The 14,608-nt window shown below is 37.2% G+C and carries 17 protein-coding genes; 12 read left to right on the top strand and 5 right to left on the bottom strand.

The genetic code is table 11. The features are described from left to right. The first annotated feature begins 14 nt into the window (after window positions 1-14). From ACRPLQ_RS07515 to ACRPLQ_RS07525, 3 genes are all read left to right on the top strand, one after another. Entirely contained in the window at window positions 15-872 is an 858-nt protein-coding gene (locus ACRPLQ_RS07515; RefSeq protein WP_033580624.1) for a prephenate dehydrogenase, read from the top strand. Between the two features lie 15 nt (window positions 873-887). Beyond that, entirely contained in the window at window positions 888-2,159 is a 1,272-nt protein-coding gene (gene aroA, locus ACRPLQ_RS07520) for a 3-phosphoshikimate 1-carboxyvinyltransferase (RefSeq protein WP_432235854.1), read from the top strand. Window positions 2,160-2,300: 141 nt separating this feature from the next. Beyond that, window positions 2,301-2,546, top strand: a complete 246-nt coding sequence (locus ACRPLQ_RS07525) for a hypothetical protein (protein ID WP_013057694.1) — start codon at window positions 2,301-2,303, stop codon at window positions 2,544-2,546. A gap of 42 nt (window positions 2,547-2,588) precedes the next feature. Here ACRPLQ_RS07525 and ACRPLQ_RS07530 read toward each other — a convergent pair whose 3' ends face one another. After that, the gene (locus tag ACRPLQ_RS07530; RefSeq protein WP_080754504.1) at window positions 2,589-4,133 is read right to left on the bottom strand and encodes an FAD-dependent oxidoreductase; all 1,545 of its coding nucleotides are present in this window, start codon (window positions 4,131-4,133) and stop codon (window positions 2,589-2,591) included. A gap of 127 nt (window positions 4,134-4,260) precedes the next feature. On the opposite strand from ACRPLQ_RS07530, the gene ACRPLQ_RS07535 reads away from it, so the two are divergent. The 5 genes from ACRPLQ_RS07535 to ACRPLQ_RS07555 all read left to right on the top strand — a co-directional run bounded on the left by ACRPLQ_RS07535 (window position 4,261) and on the right by ACRPLQ_RS07555 (window position 8,177). Beyond that, complete coding sequence (locus tag ACRPLQ_RS07535) at window positions 4,261-4,419, top strand: hypothetical protein (RefSeq protein ID WP_155404191.1); 159 nt, start codon at window positions 4,261-4,263, stop codon at window positions 4,417-4,419. Between the two features lie 367 nt (window positions 4,420-4,786). Then, on the top strand, window positions 4,787-5,758 hold the full coding sequence (locus tag ACRPLQ_RS07540) for an extracellular catalytic domain type 1 short-chain-length polyhydroxyalkanoate depolymerase (protein WP_033580627.1): 972 nt from the start codon (window positions 4,787-4,789) through the stop codon (window positions 5,756-5,758). Between the two features lie 345 nt (window positions 5,759-6,103). Further along, window positions 6,104-6,523 (top strand): CBS domain-containing protein, encoded by a 420-nt coding sequence (locus tag ACRPLQ_RS07545; RefSeq protein WP_013057690.1) that lies wholly within the window; start codon window positions 6,104-6,106, stop codon window positions 6,521-6,523. Window positions 6,524-6,839: 316 nt separating this feature from the next. Continuing rightward, complete coding sequence (locus tag ACRPLQ_RS07550; protein WP_432235855.1) at window positions 6,840-7,166, top strand: hypothetical protein; 327 nt, start codon at window positions 6,840-6,842, stop codon at window positions 7,164-7,166. Between the two features lie 57 nt (window positions 7,167-7,223). Continuing rightward, on the top strand, window positions 7,224-8,177 hold the full coding sequence (locus ACRPLQ_RS07555) for a sporulation protein (RefSeq protein WP_165635375.1): 954 nt from the start codon (window positions 7,224-7,226) through the stop codon (window positions 8,175-8,177). A gap of 39 nt (window positions 8,178-8,216) precedes the next feature. Here the strand turns inward: ACRPLQ_RS07555 and ACRPLQ_RS07560 are convergent, their stop codons facing one another. After that, entirely contained in the window at window positions 8,217-9,539 is a 1,323-nt protein-coding gene (locus ACRPLQ_RS07560) for a hemolysin family protein (protein WP_367078005.1), read from the bottom strand. A gap of 668 nt (window positions 9,540-10,207) precedes the next feature. Further along, window positions 10,208-10,840, bottom strand: a complete 633-nt coding sequence (locus tag ACRPLQ_RS07565; protein WP_028412794.1) for a spore coat protein — start codon at window positions 10,838-10,840, stop codon at window positions 10,208-10,210. A 208-nt stretch (window positions 10,841-11,048) separates the two neighbouring features. Between ACRPLQ_RS07565 and ACRPLQ_RS07570 the strand changes: the two genes are divergently transcribed. Continuing rightward, on the top strand, window positions 11,049-11,600 hold the full coding sequence (locus tag ACRPLQ_RS07570; protein WP_033579460.1) for a hypothetical protein: 552 nt from the start codon (window positions 11,049-11,051) through the stop codon (window positions 11,598-11,600). Between the two features lie 23 nt (window positions 11,601-11,623). Here ACRPLQ_RS07570 and ACRPLQ_RS07575 read toward each other — a convergent pair whose 3' ends face one another. Beyond that, window positions 11,624-12,076 carry a Dps family protein gene (locus ACRPLQ_RS07575; protein WP_028412796.1) on the bottom strand — a complete coding sequence of 151 codons (453 nt, stop codon included), beginning with the start codon at window positions 12,074-12,076 and terminating at the stop codon, window positions 11,624-11,626. Window positions 12,077-12,268: 192 nt separating this feature from the next. Here ACRPLQ_RS07575 and ACRPLQ_RS07580 point away from each other — a divergent pair, with 192 nt between their 5' ends. From ACRPLQ_RS07580 to ACRPLQ_RS07590, 3 genes are all read left to right on the top strand, one after another. Continuing rightward, a complete protein-coding gene (locus tag ACRPLQ_RS07580; RefSeq protein WP_013057684.1) occupies window positions 12,269-12,550 on the top strand; it encodes a hypothetical protein in 282 nt (93 codons plus the stop codon). A 93-nt stretch (window positions 12,551-12,643) separates the two neighbouring features. Next, complete coding sequence (locus ACRPLQ_RS07585; RefSeq protein WP_013057683.1) at window positions 12,644-12,817, top strand: hypothetical protein; 174 nt, start codon at window positions 12,644-12,646, stop codon at window positions 12,815-12,817. 552 nt (window positions 12,818-13,369) lie between these two features. Further along, the gene (locus ACRPLQ_RS07590) at window positions 13,370-14,071 is read left to right on the top strand and encodes a poly-gamma-glutamate hydrolase family protein (RefSeq protein WP_432235856.1); all 702 of its coding nucleotides are present in this window, start codon (window positions 13,370-13,372) and stop codon (window positions 14,069-14,071) included. 51 nt (window positions 14,072-14,122) lie between these two features. Here ACRPLQ_RS07590 and ACRPLQ_RS07595 read toward each other — a convergent pair whose 3' ends face one another. After that, entirely contained in the window at window positions 14,123-14,392 is a 270-nt protein-coding gene (locus tag ACRPLQ_RS07595) for a CPCC family cysteine-rich protein (RefSeq protein ID WP_033579458.1), read from the bottom strand. Window positions 14,393-14,608 lie beyond the last annotated feature (216 nt).

Below are 14,608 nucleotides of genomic sequence, written 5' to 3' on the forward strand. Positions count from 1 at the left end.
GAGGAGAATGAAAGGTGAAAACACGTGTATTACTTATTGGCGTTGGCCTTATTGGAGGATCATTAGCGCTAGCTATGAAGAAGCATCGTCACGTAACAGTCGTTGGAGCTGATATCAACACAAATGAAGTACAAGTAGCCAACCAGCTAGGTATCATTGATTATGTAGCTGAAGATATAAAAACAGAAGCAGCCCAAGCAGATTATATCGTGCTTGCTACTCCAGTAGAGTATACGACAGCATGGATACACGACCTTTCTACTTGGAAGCTTAAAGAAACGGTTATCGTAACGGATGTCGGAAGTACAAAAGGTGAAATTATGAAAGCAGCCCAAGCGCTGAATAAAAAACGTATTTCATTTATTGGGGGGCATCCGATGGCTGGTTCTCATACGAGCGGTGCAGTCAATGCACGAGCGGATTTATTTTGTTCGGCGCGCTATATTTTAACGCCGTTTGAAAATGAGCAAAAAGAAAAAATAGATGCGCTTATGCATTTGCTAGAGCCTACAGGTGCACAATTTGTACCGCTTGATGCAGCTACTCATGACCAAATCACCGGAGTTGTCAGTCATTTACCACATGTGATTGCAACCAGTCTAGTAAGACAAGTCAAAGGCTATTCAGCAAATAATCATCTTGTTACAGAAATGGCGGCAGGCGGTTTTCGAGATATTACGAGAATTGCTTCAAGCAACCCTCATATGTGGAGAGACATATTAAAGCAAAACCGTTCTATGCTTTTAACATTGCTCGATGACTGGATGAAAGAAATGGAACAAGTAAAACTATTAGTAGAAAAAGGTGACGGACACGAGTTATTTGATTACTTTTCAGATGCTAAAGAATTTCGTGATTCGCTTCACGCATAAAAGGAGAGACAGATTGTGACAGTAAAAGCTTTACGAGGAACGATTCAAATTCCAGGAGATAAATCCATTTCTCACCGTTCCGTCATGTTTGGTTCAATTGCAGAAGGAACAACAACAATTAACGGATTTTTGCCGGGAGATGATTGCCTTAGCACCATTTCCTGCTTTCAAAAACTAGGTGTAGATATTCAAATGATTGATGAACAAAGCGTTGTGGTAAAAGGAAAAGGTCTACAAGCGCTAAAAGAGCCATCTGATATTTTAGATGTCGGAAATTCGGGCACCACGATTCGCCTCATGATGGGGATTTTAGCAAATACACCCTTTCATTCAACGTTAATTGGAGACGAATCTATTGCCAAACGCCCTATGAAGCGTGTGACTGGTCCGCTTCGTGATATGAATATTCATTTAGACGGCCGAAAAGACGCTAATTTTACACCGCTTGTTATTCGAGGTGGGAAAGCAAAAGGTATACACTATACATCTCCTGTTGCAAGCGCACAAGTAAAATCAGCTATTTTACTTGCTGGACTGCAGGCGAAAGGAACAACTTCTGTAACGGAACCGGCGAAATCGCGTGATCATACAGAACGTATGCTAGAGACGTTTGGAGTTAAAGTGAAAGAAGAAGGATTAACCGTTTCAATTGAAGGCGGTCAAACGTTAAGAGGAACGCATGTAGAAGTGCCTGGTGATATTTCGTCAGCTGCATTCTTTTTAGTAGCGGGGGCTATTATTGCAAACAGTCGCATTGAAATTCAAAAAGTTGGGATGAATCCGACTCGAACGGGTATTTTAGAGGTGCTTTCAAATATGGGGGCTTCGATCGAGACAGTCAAAGAAACAAAAGAAACGGCGGAACCCTATGCAGATTTAGTTGTAGAAGCTTCTCACTTAAAAGGTACGGAAGTAGGCGGAGACTTAATTCCGCGTCTAATTGACGAAATCCCAATTATTGCACTAGCTGCCACACAGGCAGAAGGGATTACCGTTATTAAAGATGCTGCAGAGTTAAAAGTCAAAGAAACAAACCGTATTGATACGGTAGTGAATGAGTTAACCAAAATGGGAGCTAACATTGAAGCAACGGAAGATGGAATGATTATTCACGGAGGTACAAAACTTCATGGAGCAAATGTAAACAGCCACGGAGATCACCGTATCGGTATGATGCTTGCTGTTGCCTCTTGTATTGCAGAAGGGGAAACAATTATTGAAAATCGTGACGCGGTATCCGTTTCATACCCGCAGTTTTTTGCTCACTTAGAGTCTTTACAGCAGTAAATTCCCTTATTATGTTAAAATAGCAGTTTGAAAGTTGTAAGGAATTTATAAAATTAAAACCAATGACTCTATATTTCGCCGGAGAAATCCGATATAATCATTACAACACCTCTAGTATTAAATAGAATTTGGTGAATGATTATGTTTTTGATGATTGTCTACATCGGGGCCATTTTATTTTTTATAAAAATGTTTATGGATCGAGATTTTATTTGGTTTTTGTTTCTATTGCCATTTTTGATGTTTGTTATGTTTTTTGAAACAGACTATCTTGATCATGTCCCTGAATCTGGAAGGTTAATTATCTTTACGTTTTCTTTTTTAGTCATTTATGCAATGGTTTTAGTGTATAATCGATACTTTAGAAAAGAAGGATGTAAAGAGTAAATTCAAATGTGAATCCATTGATAATGATAAAAAAAGCATGCCCTACGGCGTGCTTTTTTTATCGCTTGAATTGACATCCACTGGTGTAAGCGGCTTTTTAGCAGGGCCTTCTACCACAGATCCGTCGTAAGAAAAACGAGAACCGTGACAAGGACAGTCCCACGTGCGGTCACCGGCGTTCCAATTTACTTCACATCCTAAGTGCGTGCATGTAGTATCGACGCAGTGAAGCTTCCCTTGAGGATCTTTATACGCCCCCGTACGTTTGCTGTTTACATATACGACCGACCCTTCATCATTTTGAAGCTGATCGAGTCCTTTTTCAGGCATTGAAAACTTACCGGTAATAAAGTGTTCAGCCACATCAAGATTTTGACGAAAGAAATGCTTAAGGCTAGGGTCCGCATAAAAACGAGACGGATTATACAACTCTGCATATGGGTTGTCTTTCCCGGTTATTGCATCCCGGATAATATGTGCTGCAATGGTGCTATGAGTCATGCCCCATTTTTTAAATCCGGTAGCAATAAAGATATTTGGCTTGCTTTCTTTAAGGGGCCCGATATATGGAATTTTATCAAGCGTAAATAAATCTTGTGCAGACCATTTATAACGAAAATGTTGGACAGTAAAATTTTCTTCGGCGAACCTCTGAAGGGACTCATAGTGAAACATAGTATTAATTCCTTGTCCAGCTTTGTGGCCTTCTCCGCCAATTAAGATGAGTTCTTCTCCGTCAACTTTTGTTGAACGCAGCGAATGAGTAGGCTGATCAGCACTTAAATACATGCCTCCAGGGTAAGCTTGTTCAACTTTTGCTGCTAACACATACGAACGTTTGGCATACATGCGCGTATAGTAAAAGCCCGCTCCATCATAAAATGGAAAGTGTGAACACGCCACTACATATTTGCAAGAAATGCGATGTCCGTCTCTTGTGACAACGGTGGGCGACGTGCTTTCTTCTACATCCGTTGCTACGGTGTTTTCAAAAATCAATCCGCCGCTTTCTGTGAATTTTTTTACTAAATGAAGCAGATATTTTAACGGATGAAACTGAGCTTGATCTTTCATAATAGCTGCTGCTCTAATATCAAAACTAAAAGGAATCTCTGTTGCAAATTCACATGGAATATGTAATCGCTGATAGGCTCGAAATTCTTTACGAACTCGATGGTCAAACTCCAGCGTTTCTCCGTATAAGTAAGCATCTTGTACTGAAAAATCACAGTCAATGTTTTCCGTTTGAATTAAGTTTTTCATAAACTGCAGAGCTTGTTCGTTTGCTTTATAATACAGCAGCGTTTTTTCTTCGCCAATGTGTGAAAGCAGTTCATCGTAGATAACGTCATGCTGAGCTGTAATCTTTGCTGTTGTGTGACCGGTTGTACCATTTAAAATATTATCAGCTTCAATTAACGCCACGTTCAGTCCTTCTTTTTGTAATAAATAAGCCGTTGTAATACCGCTAATACCGCCTCCTACTACTACTACATCAACTTTTCGATTTTCTGAAAGAGATGGGTATGTTGGAAACTTTAAATGATCGCGCCAGTAGGGCTCAGTATCCTTTGGGATATTTGCCAATTTATTCACCTCCATATGATAAGTCTTATTTTTACCATAGTTTTCTAAAAAATGTATGCAAAATAAAGGAATCTACTCTAATAGCACCTCTGGGCTATACCTATTTAAAGAAAAGGAGGGGAAAAGAGTGATTACAATCAGCCTTTGTATGAATGTTGCGAACAAAGAAGAGGTTAACCCAAAACATTTGCTATTCAAGATGCTTCTTTTTCAACGTGGCTTCCACACCTGCACCTTGCCATTTGCTCCTATAGAATTGGTGAATAAAAAGCAGAGCATGAAATGATAAAAGGCTACAGATTTAAACATGCAGAGCAATAAATTCATATAAATGATAGGGAGCATCATATAATAAAAGTATAGATGCTTAATTCGGCAAAAGGTATGTAAACATCAAGGTCCAAATAAAAGGGCAAACGGCATGTTTGTCCTTTTTTCATGATTATAGTGACAATTTTCATATATAGTAATAAAGTATATATATAGCAAAAAAATCCCAATTTCAAAGAATATAAAAAACGGCTTAAAACCAAAACAAGTTGTACTCTTAGAGTATGTAGAACGTGCAAAAAAACGAAATAATATGTAGTATTGTAATACAGGACGTAATTGGGAAGAAAAATGAAAACGTTGACAAAAAGAGGAGGGGTACCATGTTGGGTTCACTACCTAATGTTATAAATACGTCAACGCTCGTGTCTTCAAGTGAACAACAAGAAGCGTCATCTGAATCATTTAAAACATATACTCATAAAGGAAAAAAATTCAAGGTTTATTTACCTAAATCCTATCATATTTTGAAATCTTACCCACTAATGGTTATGCTGCATGGATGTACACAAAATGCAGATGATTTTGCGATAGGCACGCAAATGAATGAGCTCGCCGACGAAAAGGAATTTATTGTCGTATATCCACAGCAGTCTTCTAACTCAAATATGAATAAATGCTGGAACTGGTTTGAACCGCTTCATCAAATTAGAGGATTTGGCGAGCCAGCGATTATTGCAGGGATTGTAAAAAAAGTCCAAAACATGCACTTTATTCAGAAAAATAAAGTGTTTGTTGCCGGTCTGTCAGCAGGAGGAGCCATGAGCATCGTCATGGGGGTAACGTATCCAGAACTGTTTGCTGGCATAGGTGTGTCAGCAGGTATCGAATATCAGGCGGCTCTTAACGTATTTAATGCGTATTCCGTCATGGCCAGTAAAGGTCCTTCCCCCGTTAAACAAGGAAGAATTGCTTATCAGCAAATGGGAAAACGGGCAAAGCCACTGCCGCTCATTGTATTTCATGGTAACGCCGATTCGACGGTAAATGTAGCCAATGCAGATCAAGTGGTTCACCAGTGGATTACAACGAATAATCTTGCTTATAACGGAAAAATAGATGGATGGATTCAGAATAGCCCGGTTAAAACGAGAGAAGAAAAAATCCTCTTTGGACGGGATTATACAACGTATCGCTACGAAAGCAGTAAGGGAGAATTGGCTATTGATAAATATATTATCAATGGAATGGGGCATGCATGGTCAGGAGGGAATTCAGCGGGCAGCTATACGGATCCTAAAGGCCCCAATGCTAGCCGAATCATGTGGGACTTTTTCATGAGTCAAAAAGTATAAACAGAGCATATAATGAGGTTCAGTTGCGTTCTTATCGCAGAGAAGAAGAGCTGAAAGTAGCTCTTCCGGCCCTTATTAGTATAAAGCAGCAGCAGCAGCTGCAGGAGCAATCATTTTAACTAGACGGTTTTTTCTAAAAATTAGGATTTGATTATTTAGAAAACGGGTACTGTAATAAAGAAATATGAAGCCGAAATTACATAGCTTAGGATTGACAGCTTATAGTTGTAAATGTAAGATAACTGCGAGCTGCATTTTGTATGATTAAAACATTAAAATAAGCCGAAAACTGAACAAATAAATAGAAATTGTAAGATGAGCGGGTAAGGAAAAGGAGATTAAAAAATGAATATTGCATTTTTCTTAGTACCAAAAAGTGATGTTGTAACATTAAATATTCAATCCACATTAAGACAGGCTCTTGAAAAAATGGAGTATCATCGCTATTCTACAGTTCCACTGGTTGACGATGATGGTAAATATGTGGGCGTTCTTACTGAAGGAGATCTTCTTTGGAAGTTAAAAAGCCTAGGAGACTATCGCTTTCAAGATACGGAAAATATTAAATTAACAGAGATTGATCGCTATCAAGATTATAACCCAGTTGCTATATATGATGAAGTTCAAAACATCCTTTCAAAGGCAATTGACCAAAATTTTGTTCCTGTAACGGATGACCAAGGCGTATTTATTGGAATTGTGAGAAGAAGAGAAATTTTAGAGTTTTATGCAGAAAGCGCAAGTAAAGTGAAAAATCAAATATAAAAAAGCCATCTAGAGATGGCTTTTTTTCTTGTCTTATCTTCCCCGTACATACTCCTAAAAACAGGCTTAGGTCATGGCCCACAGCAATGCACTTCCTTGTACTAGTTTACATAATCTATTTATATATAGGTATAAAAGTACCTATGTAAATCTTATTTATAGATAAGGATGGTTTATGTGAGTTACAACAACAAAAAGAAGTGTTGCTGGTGTTCTAATCAGTATTATTACAAAACTTCTGGTTATGATCCAAGAAGTAGCCACGAAGGAAAATGCTGTCATAACGATTATAAGCATAACGATCACTGTCCTAAACATGATGATGATCATCGTTCAGGTCATAAAAAATGTCATCATGGCGGGGGTCACGGCGGTAACCACGGTGGAGGCCATGGCGGCAATCATGGTGGCAATCACGGCGGAGGCCACGATGGCAATCATGGCGGCAACCATGGGGGTAACCACGATGGAGGGCATCACGATGGTAACCACAGTGGCTGTCATCACGGCGGACATCACGGCGGTTGTAAAAAACGTCATTGCTGCAAAAGACGTAACTGCTGCTGGGGCTGGGTTTTTTAATACAGGAGCTTTAAAGCAACAGAAAGAACTCAAGAAATTGAGTTCTTTTTTTGTAAGTTGAAACTTATAAACGGTATACTTCGTATATATAGTAAGAGCATTTTGGAGGAGGAAAAAAATGTTTAAAAAAATGTTTGCTAAAATGGGAGTTGGAGCTGCCAAAGTAGATTTACGATTAAATGAAACAGCCTATACGCTCGGTCATGTCATTGAAGGAGCTATTGTCATCCAAGGCGGAAACGTTCAGCAACATATTAATTTAATTGATGTTGAATTTTGGCTTGAAGTTCAAATGAAAAGCGGTCAAATGCATACACATCGTGTGGAAAGCCTGCGCGCAGCTTCTGCATTTACAATTAATGAAGGTGAGAAAAAGGAAATTCCATTTACATATCATTTACCTTTGGATCTTCCAATCTCTGCGAGCAACGTTAGCTATTTCTTTAAGACACACTTAGATATTGAAGGGGGAGTTGACTCAACAGACCGGGACCCTGTGCGCATTAAAGCTCCAAAAAGCTTATATCAGCTAGTAGAGGGCTTTGAAACACTTGGGTTTAGAGAAAAACATCATTCAGGAAAATTTAACGGATACAAACAAGAATTTGCATTTTTTCCTACAGACTTCTTAAAGGGATATGTAAATGAAGTTGAGTTTGAGGTAGCCATTGAACGAGAAGGTATCCGAATGCTATTGGAGCTAGATTTGCCTTCTTTCGGCCGGGAGAGGGAAATAAAAAACGAACTCTTTTTTACAAATGATGAACTAAGCCATCCATCCACTATCGCTCGTTTGCTGGAAGAAGCGATGGAAGAGATGATGGAAAATCCTCGAGACTATGAATATTATAAGCCTTCTCACTATGATCAGCATTCACATCATCCACGTATGAGCGGGTTAGGAGGAGCAATGGGAGGCTTTGCAGCAGGTATGTTAGGCGGGCTGCTCATTGAGAATTTGATGGATGATATGTTTGAAGACTCGGCTCTTGGTGAAATTGGAGAAGATATTGAAGAAGCCGGGGAGGATCTGTTGGATGGAGATTTTTTTGATGGAGGAGACGATTGGTAAAAGGAGTTTTGAATAACTAAAAAGGATGATTAATGATGATCATCCTTTTTTTCTTTCTTCTTTCTTCTTTCTTTTTTTTACTTCTATATACTTAATGTGAAAATCTTCTATAATCAACACTTTAAAGTAAAATTGCTCATGCTGAATGATATCATTTTTGGTCACATCAAACTTTTCGGTTAACACCCACCCGGCAATGGTATCTACTTCTTCGTCGCTAATATCCGTGCCGAGTAAATCATTTACTTGGCTAATGAGCATTTTTCCGTCAAGAATATAATGATCGTCTTTGATTTTTTGTACATAAGGAATTTCGTCCGTATCAAACTCATCTCGAATTTCTCCCACAATTTCTTCAATAATGTCTTCTACTGTGACAAGCCCCGCCGTTCCACCATACTCATCAAAAAGAATAGCCATTTGAATGCGTTCTTTTTGCATCTTTACGAGCAAGTCATGAATAGGTACGGTTTCAATTACTTTAAAAATAGGCTTGACATATGATTCTAACGTATTAGTTCCGTCTTTTTCGTTAAATACAATGTCGTTATAAATTTCTTTAATATTAACGAGACCAATTATCTTATCTTTATCTCCATCTTCAACAATTGGATAGCGGGTATATTTTTCGACATTTGCAATTTGCAAAAAAACCTCTACCACGTCATCTTTAGAAGCACTTACAATTTCCGTTCGTGGGACCATTACTTCTTTAGCTAAACGGTCATCAAAATCAAAAATTTTGCTCATATATCGATATTCGGACTGATTAATTTCACCGCCTTCAAAGCTTTCAGATAACAAAATGCGAAGTTCTTCTTCACTATGAGCAGCTTCATTTTCCGAAATCATCGTTATACCAAACATCTTGGTCAACATACGAGCTGAGCCGTTTAATATTTTAATGAACGGATACATAAGTTTGTAAAACACGATAATCGGTTTTGCAAAGTTCAGCGTAATTTGTTCAGCCATTTGAATAGCAAACGTTTTAGGAGCTAATTCTCCTAAGACAACATGTAAAAAGGTAATAACAACAAATGCAATGACAAAAGATAAAATACCAGCAAGCGGCTCATTCGTATGGAAGGTAGTAAAAAGAGGATGCAGCAACCGATCTAGCGTCGGTTCACCGAGCCAACCAAGCCCGAGAGCCGTGATGGTGATACCAAGCTGACAAGCGGATAGATATTCATCTAGATGCGTAATAACGTGTTTGGCAGATACAGCTTTTTTGTTTCCTTCTTCTAGAAGCTGGTTGATTTTTGAACTCCTTACTTTTACAATAGCGAATTCTGTCGCTACAAAAAAAGCAGTTAATGCAATCAAAACTGCGACTAATAGTAATTTTACGGCGATCATCAAAGTCACCACCTTGTACGTAAATGTATATCTTAAGTGTTAGCCAAAGTGGAGAAAACATGTATTAAATCGGGAAAAGAAAAACGCACATAAAAAAACTGCTTCTATCTTTAAAAAGAAAAAGAAGCAGTTTATTATGTTACATGTTCATTTAGGGGAATTAATCTTAACTTTACCATCATGGTCTATCACATATCGGTTCTACAGTTCAACTGACTTTTAGCAAACGTATTGCGAGCGTGTTATGACACCTCCTTTAACTGTAATCCGAGTATATATGATGCATCTCTCACTCCTTTCTATTAGTTAACTGTATTATAATACATAATTAATCAAAATACTACAAATATTCAGAAAATAATTCAAAATGCATAGTTTTTTGTCATTTTCTGAAATATATACGCAAAAGAGATTGAGACACAACTATATCAATCGAATCTAAAGGGGAACAAATTGGATAAATGGTCGAGTATGGATCGCTTGTTCCACCGCTGTTGATTTCCGTGCATGACTTCACTTCCCGCAGGAGTCTTCGCCTTTCCCTCCAATCAACAGCTAGAATCAACTCTAAACATAACCTATATTCACCATACTAATGAAAAGATCCGAACGATGAATCGTTCGGATCTTCCTTTAATTAAAATACGTTTGCCCCAGCCTCTTTGTAATTAATGCAGCTTATGGTTATTAGGCATCTGAGGAGAGGCAGTAGCTTTTGCGAAACTTGTGATCATTTGCTGCATATCTTCTTTTGCAAGCTGCGGCACTTGATAATAATGATGTTTGTTTTGATAAAGAGAAATTTCATAAGCCATTTCAATCCAATTAGGAACACTGTCTCCGAATATTCGGCGAACAACAGGATTAGTTATTTCTAAAGCTGTCATAGTTAAAAGAGATGCTTGAGACTTGACTAGACCCAGCATATGACCTGAAATTCCTTTTTCATTAATTTCCTCAACGGACTGATTCGGCTTTTTAGGCTGCGAAGGCTTTAAGCCATAAACAAAGGTATGAGACTGCTTCATGTTATATACATGTGTAGAACCGGCCGGCTTTTGGCCAGTAGAAAAAGCTTCTACGATTAAATTATATTCATTTAAAATAAACTGATATTGCCGATCAATAATATCAAGCAGCTCTTGTTCTTTTACGTATTGCCTAAACATCATAAACTGATCCATTACATTGATCGAGCCGGCAAGTGTTTCATGAACGTCAAATAGCTCATGCCCTCCATGGTTCAATTGAGGGGGGACAGCTCCAGTTTGCATGTTTGTAGGAAGTTCGTGATTATTCATACTAAGTCCTCCTTAAAATCGGTATCGACTATAGTCTTTAAACTTCTTCAAGTTTTATACTCAAACTTGATTTATTCATAAAATGTTGCTCTACATAACTTAATTTACCTCTAGTTAGTTAATTAAAGGGTAAAAGTGAAAGGGTTTTATAAAAAAAAAGCGAATATCAATAACAATTCACGATCTATAGATAGGGGAATCAAAAAACATGAATGAGCTGCTGTCATACTCAAGTGAATTAAAACATGAAGCAAATCAACTGGTGGTATCCAACCGTTTATTTAATTTGTTAAGAGAGTACGGTTGCCCGCTCTCAGGGGAGAGTTTTGAGTTAAATGTCATGACAAATCGCATCATTAATTTTTACGTAGGAAATGATGAAATGGATGAAGAATCTATTTTTCACATGGGGTATCAGCTTACAAAGCGTTTTCAACCTTATAAGATGATATTTGCTAATGAAAAAGGTAAGTATCAGTGGAGTGTGTATATGATTCAGAAGGGTGAAGAGTGGAAGCTTGATATTTCCGTGCTTCCAGAAAATATCGTGAAGGGCAAAGTTGAGAAACAAGTATTATTAAAATCACTTCTCACTGAAAAGAAGCGGGAATGTATTTTATTTTTCAAGCAGCAAAGCGGATATAATCGCTACTATACGAGTGATCATGTCTATAAGGCTGTGCTAGAAGATGACATTTACGATGATATGTCTTTTTTTATGTGGCTGCAAAAACAAAAAAAAGGAAATCAACAAACGTAAAAAAAGAGCCGATTGGGCTCTTTTTATGCATGTACGGATGTTTTTACAGGTAAAGCAGCTTTTAGCATCCAAATATGTTTTTCAATGTTGCCAATTGTTCCAATGAATAAGTCAGCTGTTACGTGATCATGTGCTGCTTCAGCTTTTTCAACTGCATTTTTCAGGTTTTTAACAAGTAGCGTATAGTCATTAATTAAGGTTTCTACCATTTCTTCACTCGTTTGCTCATTCCCATCTTCAGAAAGAGTAGCTGCTTGTAAAAATTGCTTCATCGTAGCAATTGGGCTTCCTCCAATGGCTAGTAATCGTTCTGCATATTCATCTATATAGTCCGCCGTCTCATTATAGAATTCTTCAAATTTTTCATGAAGCGTAAAAAATTGAGGCCCTTTTACATACCAGTGAAAGCGATGTAGCTTTGTATATAATACGTTAAAATCGGCAATTTGTTGGTTCAATACGTTTTCTAAATTCATAGTTAATAGCCTCCTAATGAGTTGTTGTTATCTTATGTTTATATTATATCAAATATCAAATTAAAATCAATACTTATTTATAATTATTATTAAATGATAATCAGAACGCTTTTAAATTGCAGTTATTCTCTTTAAAAACTCTAAAGATATGATAGGATAGAGCAAGAGTATTGAAAGGAAGAAGGGGTAGTCATGCATATTACACCAGAAGCAAAACAATTAATTAACAATATACTTGAAGAGCAGGAGATAACAGGAATTCGCTTGTATTTCAAAGGAATTAGCTGTGAAATCCCTAACATTGGGTTAGCTTTTGAAGAGCCTTTTGAAAATGATGAAATGTATGAAGTCGACGGAGTACAAGTAGCAATGGAAGCTTCTATTGTGCCTTATACAAATGAATTAATGTTAGATGTCCATACAACGCCGTACGGCCCAGGTTTAGCATTAGTTGGAGCTAAAGAAGCTGAGTAAAAAATTTATGTAAGAGAAGCTAACAGGTTTGTTGTTTGTTTTGGTAAACCTTGGTTTACTTAATTCAAACGTTAGTGAAATGGAGGGGGACCTATGCTTCTTTCTCATCATGTAACGGTTGAACAAAGACAGCAAATCAAACGCTTTAAACAGCAAATACAAGACGCAAAAACGCTAGATGAGCGCCGTTTGTATCAAGCCCAGCTAAATAAATTTGTTGAGCGCCTATTTATTGAGAATCGCTTGCAGCGCAGCGGCGAACAATAAAAAACACCTAGAAAAGAAGCCTTCAAAGAAGGTTTCTTTTTTTTTAGTAGATTATTATACTTTTACACCTTGTAATTATTCATTTTCTTATATATCGCCCTTTATCTATTTGAAATTCGGTTTTCTGTATGAATATAGCACTAAAAACGTGTAAGTGACTGTTAAATGAAAGCGCTTTCTGTTATAGTAAAGGTATAGAATTGTACTTGTTCACCTACAATGTTCATAAGGAGTGGTTTGTATGATTGAAAGAGGAAACTTCTTAATTGGTTTAGCGTGGGGAACATCTTTGAGCATACCTTTATGGATCGCCTTCTTTGGCTGGATAAAATTAGTTTGGCGCTTGCTTTAAATAAATAAAAACAAAAAAGTAAAAAACTTCAGTGGATATGCGCTGAAGTTTTTTTAAATAGTATAAATAGGTATTAAGAACTATTAAATAAATTGTATTTTTAAACGATAAGTAAATAAGACTACTAAAATATTATTTTTGGATTTTTTAGGATTCTAATGTTTTAGGTCTTATTACATAATAGAAAGCGGGAATACAAATTGAAAAGCTATCGTTTAGTAAGTTTCTCTACCTTATTTATCTGTCTATTCGTTTTATTCATTTCACCTTTTCAAGACACATCTAGTGCATCAACTGATAAATATCAAAATTTCAAGCAGCTCTCACAGCACGAGTCTTCAGCTAGCTATAAAGTGACGACTAAAGAAGCGAAAAGCCCTGTCCTTATCTTTGCTCCACACGGTGGAGGAATTGAAGGCGGGACAAGCGAAATTGCCAAAGAGCTTAGCAAACAAAATGCTCTTTACCTATTCGAATCGTTAAAATCGAAAGGCTCGCGAGATCTGCACATCACAAGCACTCATTTTGATGAGCCTACAGCGCGTAAGATGGTAAGCAAGTATGATAATGTTTTATCTCTTCACGGGTATTCTGGGAATAAAAAATATATTTTTGTAGGGGGAACTGATCGGGAACGTGCAAAAAAATTAACGCAATTATTAAATCAAAATGGATTTCCGGCGGAACTGATCACAAAAGGGCACGATGAGATTGCAGGCATTAACTCTAAAAATATTGCAAATAAAAATCGTACCGGCAAAAGTATTCAATTAGAGATTAGCCAACCGCTGCGAAGTGCTATGTTTCATTCATTCACTTCAAAAGGAAGAGCTTCGTCTAAAACTCAAACTTTTTATAAGTTTACAAATGTGCTTTCTACATTTGTTTCCACTTCTTACTGATTTAAAAAAAGAATGCTTTCACAAGCATTCTTTTTTTATAAACTAGTTTTGCTACTCGTGACTTATAATAGGTTTCCAGTTAAAATCTTTTACATCTTGAACAGAAGGCTTTCTCACGTGCTGTAAGCTTTCTTTATTACACGCTCCATAAACTATAAAATTTTGCTGAGCTTCTATTAAAGAAATAGAGTTGGCTCCTAGTTCATTGGCATTCAGCTTTTGATACGGATCGTCTTCCCAAAAACATATCTCACAAATATCATAGTCACCATCACTGTCTAACGATTGATAACCACAGCAAGGGCACGTATACTTTTTCATTGTTTCTATCCTTTCTGTGTGGAATTTTAAGCTAGAAAAAAGTCAGCCATCTTATTTAACTATTTTACTATATTCAAAGGTGGACTGAAAGAATATTCAAAAAAGTTACAGCGCACATTTCCTATGATTTGTGAACATTTTATAACGAATTGGTGATAGTTCTTGTGAGATTGAGTGAAAAAGGAGTACACTTACTAGGAAAATAGATCCTGTTCA

The organism is Priestia sp. TRN 1309 (genome assembly GCF_050846875.1).
GTDB classification, from domain to species: Bacteria; Bacillota; Bacilli; order Bacillales; family Bacillaceae_H; genus Priestia; species Priestia zanthoxyli.